The sequence below is a fragment of the Gemmatimonadales bacterium genome (assembly GCA_030697825.1).
Lineage (GTDB): Bacteria > Gemmatimonadota > Gemmatimonadetes > Gemmatimonadales > JACORV01 > JACORV01.
This window is the reverse complement of sequence record JAUYOW010000185.1, coordinates 1-9299: the sequence shown is the minus strand read 5'-3', so window position 1 is coordinate 9299 and position 9299 is coordinate 1. Positions and strand designations below refer to the sequence as shown.

16 protein-coding genes are annotated in these 9299 nt (G+C 69.2%); 3 read left to right on the top strand and 13 right to left on the bottom strand.

Annotation, left to right across the window (positions count from 1 at the left end; translation table 11 throughout):
* The 5 genes from Q8Q85_09805 to Q8Q85_09785 all read right to left on the bottom strand — a co-directional run.
* Positions 1-410 (bottom strand): hypothetical protein (locus tag Q8Q85_09805; GenBank protein ID MDP3774548.1); only part of this gene is annotated, 410 nt, incomplete at its 3' end.
* The gene (locus tag Q8Q85_09800; protein ID MDP3774547.1) at positions 407-955 is read right to left on the bottom strand and encodes a hypothetical protein; all 549 of its coding nucleotides are present in this window, start codon (positions 953-955) and stop codon (positions 407-409) included. The genes Q8Q85_09800 and Q8Q85_09805, both read right to left, overlap by 4 nt.
* A gap of 61 nt (positions 956-1016) precedes the next feature.
* Positions 1017-1622, bottom strand: coding sequence for a hypothetical protein (locus Q8Q85_09795; protein MDP3774546.1), 606 nt, complete (start codon positions 1620-1622; stop codon positions 1017-1019).
* 3 nt (positions 1623-1625) lie between these two features.
* A complete protein-coding gene (locus Q8Q85_09790; GenBank protein MDP3774545.1) occupies positions 1626-1898 on the bottom strand; it encodes a hypothetical protein in 273 nt (90 codons plus the stop codon).
* Complete coding sequence (locus tag Q8Q85_09785; protein MDP3774544.1) at positions 1895-3079, bottom strand: hypothetical protein; 1185 nt, start codon at positions 3077-3079, stop codon at positions 1895-1897. The genes Q8Q85_09790 and Q8Q85_09785 overlap by 4 nt, the downstream gene beginning before the upstream one ends.
* 106 nt (positions 3080-3185) lie before the next feature.
* Between Q8Q85_09785 and Q8Q85_09780 the strand changes: the two genes are divergently transcribed.
* Positions 3186-3605 carry a DUF6011 domain-containing protein gene (locus Q8Q85_09780; GenBank protein ID MDP3774543.1) on the top strand — a complete coding sequence of 140 codons (420 nt, stop codon included), beginning with the start codon at positions 3186-3188 and terminating at the stop codon, positions 3603-3605.
* A gap of 1 nt (position 3606) precedes the next feature.
* Positions 3607-5205: an AAA family ATPase gene (locus tag Q8Q85_09775; protein ID MDP3774542.1), complete on the top strand. Its 1599-nt coding sequence runs from the start codon at positions 3607-3609 to the stop codon at positions 5203-5205.
* 3 nt (positions 5206-5208) lie between these two features.
* Here the strand turns inward: Q8Q85_09775 and Q8Q85_09770 are convergent, their stop codons facing one another.
* The 8 genes from Q8Q85_09770 to Q8Q85_09735 form a co-directional block, all read right to left on the bottom strand.
* Positions 5209-5400, bottom strand: a complete 192-nt coding sequence (locus Q8Q85_09770) for a hypothetical protein (protein MDP3774541.1) — start codon at positions 5398-5400, stop codon at positions 5209-5211.
* Between the two features lie 5 nt (positions 5401-5405).
* Positions 5406-5834, bottom strand: a complete 429-nt coding sequence (locus Q8Q85_09765) for a hypothetical protein (GenBank protein ID MDP3774540.1) — start codon at positions 5832-5834, stop codon at positions 5406-5408.
* A 90-nt stretch (positions 5835-5924) separates the two neighbouring features.
* On the bottom strand, positions 5925-6167 hold the full coding sequence (locus Q8Q85_09760; GenBank protein MDP3774539.1) for a hypothetical protein: 243 nt from the start codon (positions 6165-6167) through the stop codon (positions 5925-5927).
* A gap of 1 nt (position 6168) precedes the next feature.
* Positions 6169-6534: a hypothetical protein gene (locus Q8Q85_09755; protein ID MDP3774538.1), complete on the bottom strand. Its 366-nt coding sequence runs from the start codon at positions 6532-6534 to the stop codon at positions 6169-6171.
* Positions 6535-6584: 50 nt separating this feature from the next.
* Positions 6585-6845, bottom strand: coding sequence for a hypothetical protein (locus tag Q8Q85_09750; GenBank protein ID MDP3774537.1), 261 nt, complete (start codon positions 6843-6845; stop codon positions 6585-6587).
* A gap of 57 nt (positions 6846-6902) precedes the next feature.
* Positions 6903-7763 carry a hypothetical protein gene (locus Q8Q85_09745; GenBank protein MDP3774536.1) on the bottom strand — a complete coding sequence of 287 codons (861 nt, stop codon included), beginning with the start codon at positions 7761-7763 and terminating at the stop codon, positions 6903-6905.
* 2 nt (positions 7764-7765) lie between these two features.
* Entirely contained in the window at positions 7766-8491 is a 726-nt protein-coding gene (locus Q8Q85_09740) for a hypothetical protein (protein MDP3774535.1), read from the bottom strand.
* Positions 8492-8520: 29 nt separating this feature from the next.
* On the bottom strand, positions 8521-9018 hold the full coding sequence (locus Q8Q85_09735; GenBank protein MDP3774534.1) for a hypothetical protein: 498 nt from the start codon (positions 9016-9018) through the stop codon (positions 8521-8523).
* Positions 9019-9046: 28 nt separating this feature from the next.
* On the opposite strand from Q8Q85_09735, the gene Q8Q85_09730 reads away from it, so the two are divergent.
* On the top strand, positions 9047-9299 hold a 253-nt coding region (locus Q8Q85_09730), incomplete at its 3' end, for a hypothetical protein (protein ID MDP3774533.1).

The window sequence follows — 9299 nt, the reverse complement described above, 5'->3', positions numbered from 1 at the left end:
AAGCCGATGATGGCAAAGCCGGTCACGATGCCGACGCCGAGGGCGAGCTGGCCCATCTCCCGCCACTGGCGACCCTCGTCGACATCCTCGCGCTTCTCCTCGGCCTGGACGTGCACGACCTTGAGCCGCGCCTTCATCTTTGCGATCTCGTTGTCGTACCACAGGACCCCGGGGACCACGGAGTACGGGAAGACGCCCCGCATCTTCTTGTAGTTCTTGATCTTGGCCCGGAGGACAGCTTCTTCTTCGCGCGCATCCTCCTCGGGGAAGAACGACTGCGCGATCGGCGCGATCTTCTGCGCGATCTCGAAGTAGTCCGTCGGGGTGGACGGGACCGGCGTGGCGGCGCCGAGGTCGATGTCGTCGAGGCCGTAGCCGCTCGCCATCATAAAGCCGTACTTGTCATTCATCGCGGCACCGGGGGCGGCGGGTAGTAGGGCGCCGGGGGCGGGTAATACGGGGGCGGGTAATACGGGGGCGGCGCCGCGCGGCCTCCCCCGCCCTTCAGGACGAGCGCGAGGACCGCGAGCACCGCGACGCCGCCCGCGATCAGCCCCCACGGGGGACCCGCAGGCGCAACCCGGCGTCCCCGGCCGGTTGAGACTTGGAACGAGGAACCCGCGGCCTTCGCCGCGGCCTTGTCGGCCTTGGCCGGGCGCTTCGCCGCGGCCTTGTCCGCCTTGATCTGCGCCGCTTGGCGCTTCGTTTCGCCCCCGGTGATGATGGCCTGCTCCGCAACGTCGCCACCTGCCTTGATCAAGTCCGGGGCCATGCTGGTCAAGACAGAGAAGTCGAACCCGTACCCGGGGCCCGCGAGCGGGCCGAGACCCTTCATCTTCCCCGTGTAATTCCCACGGAACGACGGCCACGCCGGGCGCACCCGGTCCTTCTCCTTGCCGGTCCACCGAGTCGGCCCCTGCGCCCAGCGCGGAGTGCCCGTCTTGAACGGGGACATGGGAAACGCCGTCAACCACGCGTTGACGTGGCGAGACGGGGGCGGGTTGCCGAGGAACATCCTACTTGTCTCCCTTCCGCGAGAGCATGAGAATCGTCACGAGGAGCAGGGCTCCGCCGCCCGCGACCCAGGCCCAGGTTGGCACGCCGGGACCCCCTCCGCTCTCCATGGGACCGGGGACGAACCTGGGCTTACGCGACCGGGGCGGGGGCGGAGCCCCGGCGCGGATCGCCGCGGTGGTCAACTGGGTTCCCGTCTGCAACAAGGCCGAGAGGATCGGCGGCTTGTAGAGCCCAACCTGGGTCGTCGCGGTCGACCAGGCGGCCGGGTGGGACGACTGGGTGATCGTACGGCCCACGATGCCGACAAACGGGTTCTGCGTCGCGGCGACGATCGTGATGCTCCCGTCCGGGTGCTGCCGTACCATCGTCCCGTCAGAGAGCGTCGCATCCCGGGGCTGCCACTGGAGCGCGCTCTTCTTGGCGGACGCGCCCATGTACTCCGGGACACCCGGCCCCGCGGTCATCCAGCCCGGGGCCGCGTCCGCGTTGTCCGTGCCGGGTCCGAAGTTCGGGCCACCCCGGTCCATGGGCGTCTCCCCGTACCCGGTCGGCAGCACGTCCGGCGGGCCCATCGCGCCCCAGTTGGCCCCGTCAAGGTAGTCCATGGCTCACTTCTCTCCCGTGCCGGCGGGTCCCGCCAGGCTGCAAATCACCCGCGCGAGGAACATGGCCCCGTCGTGCTTGGCCTGCGCGTCGAGCGCGTGGCGTCCCTGCATGACCGGGTCCCAGGTCCCCATCTGCTCCTCCAGGAACACCCCGATCACCTCGGGACCCAGGGGAATATCCATCGCCTTGAGCGTGGCATAGTGGTCCACGCCCATCTTGATGTACCCGCCCAGCTTCGCAGCCAGCGGGAGGAAGTCGGTAGCTCCGAGGATCACGGCGTCGCTGCTCCCTTGCTCGCGCCACCCTTGCCGAGCGGCGTTCCCACGGTCTTGCGCATCACCGTGAACTTCGACTTCAGCACCGCGCGCTTCGTGTAGGCGTAGTACGCGGCCCCGCCGCCGAGGAGTACGATCCACAGGAGCGGACGCTTCCACAGGGGGAGGTCCACGCTCACGTCCACGTTCGCGCTCACGCCCTCCGAGGTCACCTCGGCCGAGGTGCTCGCCGACACGAGATCCCGCGCATCCTGGCGCATGTCCTGCGCGGAGGTCGAGGGGCCGCGAGACGGGAACAGCGGGTAGGCGTTCGGCACCAGGCGCGGGCCCCGGTGAACCACCGGCGGGTACGCCTGGGACGGCGGGTACGCCTGGCCACGGCGGGCCAGCTCCTCCGCGATGAGCTGCTTCACCCGGCGCTCCCAGGCATCCTGGTCCTCGTTCTCCCCCGGGGGAACCTTCGCGCGGTACAGCATGAGCTGCGCGGGGATGGGCCGGCGCCAGTATCGCGGGCCGCGCCTCGGACGCATCTGCCGATACCTGGCACTCTCCTCTGCCGACATCGTGCGGCTGGACATAACATGCCCCTCCGCGATGAACTGCTTCACCCGGGCCTCCCAGGCCCGATAGGGCTCGCGGGGGTAAGGCGGAAGCCGGTTCTTGTACGGGGCGAGGTGAGCCGGGATGGACCAGGTACGGCGCGGAGCATCCTGCAAGGACGAGGGCGCGCGCGACACCTGGCGACGCTTCTTCCCGATCATCCACCACATCGACGGGGGCAGCTTGCGCATCTTCTCCCGCTTCACCGGGTCCGTCTCGCTCTCCACCTCGTCCTTGTCCTGCTGCGTCCACGCGGGGAAACCCGGCATACCCGGCGCCTTCTTGTCGGAGCGCGGCTTGCGCATATCCACCAGGTCGCCCGGGCGCGGCTGCCGCGGCATGGAACGCGGCTTCTCCATCGACCGCGCGCGTGCCGCCGCCTTCACCTCGGCGATCTTCGCCCGCATCACCCGCGCGTCCCGGGCAAGCTTCGCCCTCGTGTGCGACGAGTATGCCGTGTACTTCGACTTGCGCTCCAGGTCGGCCGCCTGCTTTTCCAGCGATGCAATCTGTACCAGGCCGGGCACGACCGGGGTTGCTCCGTACACCACGACCTCCACGAGACGTTCGACCCGGAGCATACGGAGGCTCCCCTGGCGCGGCAACGTGGCGGGGAAAATCGAGTGCTACCCAGGGCGGCTCCCACGCGGCCCGCCTCGCCCGGGCACGCTATCCTTGCGCCTGCCCATGCGCGACACCTCGGCCATCCGCGACTTCCTGTTCGCCGGGCGGGCCGTGTTCACGATCGAGTCGGCAAAGACGCGGGCCTGGTACACCTACCGCGTCCGCGCGGGGAAGAAGGATCGCGGGTACGCCTCTCCGCGCTGGTTCGTGGACGTGCTGACCGGGCCGAGCAACACGGACAACTTCACGTACATGGCGTCCCTGGACGAGCGGGGCAACCTGTACCCAGCGCGCGGCAAGGAAAAGGCCCCGTCGATCCTCGCGCTCGGGTGGTTCCTGCGCCAGCTCGACGGGAAGAGCTTGCCGCCCAGCGTCACGTTCCACCACGAGGGGCGTTGCGGTCGCTGCGGGCGCACACTGACAACCCCGGACTCCACGGCAAGCGGCCTCGGACCCGAGTGCCGTGCGAAGATGGGACGCTGACATGAACTGGCACGCCCCGGACCTGCTGTGGGTGAAGGTGGACGCGCCGGTGCTCCGCGCGCCCCGTACGAATCCCCCGGGCGGGCGCATCACCGAGGACATGCTCTCCCCGGACCAGCGGGCCGCCCTGGACACGCTGTTCACGATGCTCACCACGCGCACGGGCGACGGGAAGCGCACGGTGCTGGTGCTGGCCGGGGCCGCTGGAACCGGGAAAAGCGCAGTTATGAACGTGCTTATTGAGAAGCTCGCGTCGGCAGGCGTCAATGTTACGCTGCTCGCCCCCACGGGCAAGGCCGCCGCCCGGCTGAAACAAGCGACAGGACGGGAAACCTCGACGATCCACGGGTTCATCTACGGCTCTCCCGCGCAAGCCGGGGTGTGCCCCTCGTGCGACGCGGCCAGCGTGGACCTCGGGATCTCGGAGACCGGGGCGAAGAAGGCTGGGTTGACCAAGCTCACTTGCCCGTCCTGCGCCGCGGAGTTCTCCCTCGCGATGGCGAAGAAGATCGAGAAGCGGCTCGGGTTCACCCCGAAGACGGGGCAGAGTGTCGCCACGGCGCCCATGGTCGCGCTGATCGACGAAGGTTCAATGGTAAGCCGCGAGCTGGACAAGGACATCCGCGGCTTGCTCCCCGCGAACTACTCAGTCCTCTACGTCGGGGACAAGGAACAGCTCCCCCCGGTGATGAAGAAGGGGGGCTCACTCGTGGACGCCTGGGGGCCGGACTTCGCCCACGCGGATGCCGAGCTGACCCAGGTACATCGCCAGGCCGCGGACAACCCGATCATCGACCTGGCCACCCGCATTCGCACCGGGCAAAACCGGTACGACCCGTTCAAGGTGACGGTGCCGGACCCGTCCAAGCGGGTCCGCGTGGTTCGCCGGTCCACGCCCACGCAGGCCGCGGCCTGGCTCGCGGCCGTGCGTGCCTCGAAAGCGGACGGGACGCTGATTGCATACTCGAACAAGCTCCGCCAAGAGCTAAACCGACTCGTCCGCAAGGCCCGGGGGCAGGAAGCCCTCGCGTACAAGGAAGGCATCCCGGTCGTGCGCGCGGATCGCCTCCTCGTGCTGAAAAACAACCGAGGGGCCAAGCTCTACAACGGGGAGATCGTGCTCATCGAGTCCTCGCGGTACCCCGTGTCCGCGGGGCTCCGTGCCGAGGAGTTCATCTTCGTGAAGCTCTACAAGAGCGACGAGTTCCTAATCCACGGGCCCACGTTTGGGCTGACCCCGCAGGACTTCGAGGACGGGACCAAGGACTTCACCGCGGTCGCGACGCGCATGGAGAAGGCCGCGATCGACCCGGGGGATTCCAACTGGGACGAGGCCGCGGCCCAGGCGCTCGACGACCTGGACGCGGACGACCTGTTCGACGCGTACGGCGCGATCCGGTCGTCGGAGCTACTCCACTGTGACTGGGGCGAGGCGATTACCGCCCACAAGAGCCAGGGGTCGGCCTGGAAGCATGTCGGCGTTGCATGGGACTTCGTTGCGCAGCGTGCCTGGGACGAGCAGTACGAGCTGGGCCGGCGTTGGCTCTACACGTCCGCGACACGCGCGAGCGAGACCCTCGTCCTCTTCGACATGACGTAGAACCTACGCTTTTGCCGTGAGCAGCTTCCACCCGCCCGCGGGGCGCTGCGTCGCGACCACGTAGCCCATGCCGTAGAGCGCCGCGCCGGTGAGCAGGGGGAACTTCTTGACCAGGGGAACCTTCGTCACCACCGCGGCGACGCCGAGGCCCACCACGACGACCACTGCAATCTCTTTCCAGTTGGCCCTGGGCACGGACCCTACATCTTCCGCTTCTGCGCGAGCAGCGTGGCCAGGGCGAATCCTGCACCCGCGGCAAGCAGGACAGGCGTCACCGAGATCCCGGCGGGCCACATCCCGCCCAGGTCGTCACCGTAGGTGTCCATGTCCCCGTAGACATCCAGGTCGCTGTAGTCGCCGCTGTAGTTGCCCCTGCGGTTGCGCCGGTCAAGGCCCCCGCGGTTGCGCTGGTCAATCTTGCCCAGGCGCCCCGCCTCGTCATGGAGCATCTTCGCGACGGCAAGCATCGCCTGCCGGTGACCTTGGTGATCGTTTTGCTGCGCAGCATCCGCCAGCCTGCGCGCACGCTGAGCCATCTGCATGATGATCTTCCGGCGGGTGTCGATCCCCTTCTCCGTCCACTTCGACACGTCGCGCTGCCGCACCACACCCAGGTCGGTACCGTACATCGTATTCCTCGGAACAGGCGCAGGGTAGCGCAGGTGCACCCGAGGCGACCAGCCCGCCCGGTGGAATCGAGTGCTACCTGCGTAGCCAGGCTATGGCACCCGGAGCGCGGCTTGCAGGCCGTCGTGGACCGCGCGGTAGTACCGGGCGCTGTCTTCCAGGTGCATCGACCATGTCACGAAGACGACGTGGTTCTTCCGCACGGTGAACTCGACTTCCCACGGAGCTTTCCAGTCCAGCACGCGGGACCCGCTGGCCAGGAAGGTCCCCGGCTTGCCCGTGGTCACGATCTTCACGGGACCCAGCCCCTCGATCGTGATCCGCTTCTCCGCCATCTCAGTCGATCAGCCCGGAGAGAATCGCACCTGCCGCGTAGACCCACTGCAACTGCGCCAGGGGCTCCCCCTTGTCGGCGAACTCGTACGCCTTCTTCCAGAGCTGGGCCTCCGTGAACTCGACCTTCAGCCCCTCGACATCCGTGGACCGGCGCGTCCGCCCCTGCTGGCTCTCCGCGATCTTGTCGAGCATGTTCGCCCCGCGGTCCAGGGCCAGGAGCAGCTTCGGATCGCGAGCCTTCGCCGCGCGCATCCCTACCTGGGCGTAGATTTCCTGGTGAAGCTCCTGGGCGCGGCAGGCTTTCCCGTACGCGTACTCGACGCGCGCGGGCGTGATGAAGTTTGCCAGCTCGACGTGGTGGGCCATGGGAGAAATCTAAGGGGGGCTCCCGCCCGTGTCAACCGTCACCCGGGTATCTACCGGGGGCCGTGCTCGCGGAGGAACTTGCCCTGCGCCTTGGCGGTCGCCTTCCAGCGGCGGCGGTCGCGCGTCGACTCGTCCTCGAAGGTCCCGGGCGCCGCGACGGGCGCCGGGGCGGCCGGCTTGGTGACCGACTTGTCCACGGCGAGCTTGCCCACCGCGTGCGCGGCCCGGGCTGCCGCCTTCGCGGCCTTCTCCGCAGCGCGGGCTTCCGAGACGGCGAGATCGGTGGCGATTTGCGCGAGGGTGCGTTGCATGCGCGGAGCGTAGAAGCGGCGTGCACCCGTGGCAAGGAGGCCCTCTCGAATCGAGTGCTACCGGCGGCGCGGGTTGACCAGGGGAACCCGGACATCCACGACGCGCGCCATGCCGAGGTCCCCGATGCACAGCTCCCCGGTCGCCGGGCGGCGAAGCACGTTGCCCCCGTGAAAATCAGAGAAGCCAATCCCGATCTCCTGGAGCCCGGCCAAGGTATTGACCAGGAGCGCCAGGTGATCCCGCGTCACCTTCCCCTTCGTATACTTTTGCGCAGCGCGCAGCACCGCGCCCTCCAAGCACGCCTCGAACGCCGGGGGGTCGTTGAGCAAGGCGCCACAGACCTTCGCCGTCACCTTCGCACACGCCACGTGCTGCCCGGCCAGGCAGCGGAGCACGCGCCCGTAGAGAAAGCTGTCGTCGTCGAGGAAGTTTTGCTCCCGGCTGGACAGCTTGCGAAGCCGTTCCTGGACCACCGCGAACATGCGCCGCGGGGACCCGTCCTCCGCGGGGTAGGTCGTCCCCAGGGCAAACACGCACGGGGTGTCCGCCAGCCCCGCGATCCACGGGGCGCGTCGGCCTCGCTCGTGGACCCGTTGCCAAGCGGCGGCCTCGGTGAAGTCCCCGGTCAGCTTCACCACGTACCCGGGGTCGTTGTCCAGCGGGTACGCGCAGGCGAAGTGTCCACAGCCGATGTCCTTCTCTGCCATCACGTAGCCGTGCGTGGCCAGGCGTACCCGGGCGTCCTTCGCCGCGGCTTTCCAGGTGTCTTCGACCCGCTGCAACCCGTAGGCGCCGATGTAGAAGAGCAGCTCCGGCCAGGTCTTTCGATCCCGTGTCGCCGCGTTCGCCAGGGTCAAGGTCGCCTGGGCCGCGGGGCAGGCCGGGTTCGGCAGGGCTTCGCGGAGGGGCTGGGCCACGATCAGCCCGCGACGCGCGCGGGCGCGGCCAGGCCCGCGGCCCGGTAGAGGGGCACCTTCAGCCGGCGACGCCGTTGGCTCCGCCAGTCCGCGATCACCACCCGGATGATCGCCTCGGTCGCGTACGTGCCCCGGTAGCGACCGAGCACGTAGAGCTGGATCCCCTCCGGGTGGTACCAGGTAAACAGCCCGTCGGCGACGTGCGCCAGCGTTGCCGGGGTGGCACGGGCAGGGACGGCGCGCTTCGCCTTCGCCCCGGCCGCGTGCGCCAGGCGCCACGCCTCGGCCTTGGCCACTTCCTCCTCGCGGGTCCACCCCGCGGGCCGCCGGTGCGCATGCGCAGGCTTCGCCCGGTCTCGCGGAGCGCGTACCGGCACCGTGCGCGGCGGCGGTGCTGGCGCAACCGGCGCGTGGGCCTCGACCGTGCCGACCTCTGCTTCCTCTGCGGCCCCGGGGAGATCGGCCTCGTCCAGGCCCACCTCGGTCCAGTAGGCACGCCAGGGCGACTGCCCGGAGAGCGCCTGCCCGGGCGTCCCGTACAGCTTCGCCAGGTCCGGGTAGTCCGCGAGGATCTTCGCAGCCTTCCGCGTAGCCGTGTCCCGGTCCGCCGGGGACTGGTCGATGTAGGCCAACGCCTCGACGTACCGCTTCGCCGCGACCGCGGGGAGGAGCGGGTTGATACGTGCCCGGCGTGTCCGCTTCGCCCGGCGCAGCTTCCTCCGCGCCATGGTCTACTCCTCGCGGTTGTCCAGCCGGGTCATGCCGCGCTTCCGCGGCGACGCCCGCGCACCTTGTCCAGCACGACCTGGGACACGACCGCGGTGACCACGCCGACCGTGATCCCCAGGAACACGTTGCGCCAGTTCACGCCCGCGCCCGCGCCTGCATCCGTGGCAACCGCGGACGCGACCGCGGAGCCCGCGGCCCCCGGGCCGGCCGCCCCGTAGAACCCGAGCGCCCCGTACACCCCGGCCATGTTCTCCCCGGTACTCTCCAGGGCCTTCACGACCTTCTTGCGCACGGTGCGCACGCCCTGGGCCAACTGGGCCAGCTCTTGCCCTTGCTCCGCCGCGGCTCCGATCGCGCGGGCCTGGTTAGCCAGCCAGCTTGCGACTCCGCGCCACGCCTCGGCCTCGTCGAGACCCTTGGCTTCCTCGGCCAGGGCCTCCACTTTGAGGGTGTGCTTGCGGATGCAATCCAGGCACCGCTGGTCCGACTTCGCCAGGTGATCTTCGAGGAGCAACAGCTCCTTCACCGTTTCACGGAGATTGAACGCGGCGTTCTTGAGATCGTGTCGCGGCGGCCCCTGGTCCTTCCAGGCCCGCTTCCGCGCGGCTGCGGCCCGGAGCGCGGTCCCGCTGTGCGCGGGCCCGGTGCTGCTGTCCCAGGGGCTCGACGGGCGCGTAATCGAGAGCGCGGAAGTTGTCAGCGCGGTCGTCGAGGTCGACGTGCTACTCCCGTCGCTGCTGGAGCTACTCGCAGGTGTAGGCATGTTCGCCGGGGCGCTGCTGGAGCTGGAGCTGGAGCTGGAGCTGG

Bases quoted from the DNA above. Each gene is read 5' to 3' on its own strand.
- Q8Q85_09800 (MDP3774547.1), bottom strand. From the start codon at position 955: ATGTCCCCGTTCAAGACGGGCACTCCGCGCTGGGCGCAGGGGCCGACT.
- Q8Q85_09740 (MDP3774535.1), bottom strand. From the start codon at position 8,491: ATGGCGCGGAGGAAGCTGCGCCGGGCGAAGCGGACACGCCGGGCACGT.
- Q8Q85_09795 (MDP3774546.1), bottom strand. From the start codon at position 1,622: ATGGACTACCTTGACGGGGCCAACTGGGGCGCGATGGGCCCGCCGGAC.
- Q8Q85_09780 (MDP3774543.1), top strand. From the start codon at position 3,186: ATGCGCGACACCTCGGCCATCCGCGACTTCCTGTTCGCCGGGCGGGCC.
- Q8Q85_09750 (MDP3774537.1), bottom strand. From the start codon at position 6,845: ATGCAACGCACCCTCGCGCAAATCGCCACCGATCTCGCCGTCTCGGAA.
- Q8Q85_09775 (MDP3774542.1), top strand. From the start codon at position 3,607: ATGAACTGGCACGCCCCGGACCTGCTGTGGGTGAAGGTGGACGCGCCG.
- Q8Q85_09765 (MDP3774540.1), bottom strand. From the start codon at position 5,834: ATGTACGGTACCGACCTGGGTGTGGTGCGGCAGCGCGACGTGTCGAAG.
- Q8Q85_09755 (MDP3774538.1), bottom strand. From the start codon at position 6,534: ATGGCCCACCACGTCGAGCTGGCAAACTTCATCACGCCCGCGCGCGTC.
- Q8Q85_09760 (MDP3774539.1), bottom strand. From the start codon at position 6,167: ATGGCGGAGAAGCGGATCACGATCGAGGGGCTGGGTCCCGTGAAGATC.
- Q8Q85_09785 (MDP3774544.1), bottom strand. From the start codon at position 3,079: ATGCTCCGGGTCGAACGTCTCGTGGAGGTCGTGGTGTACGGAGCAACC.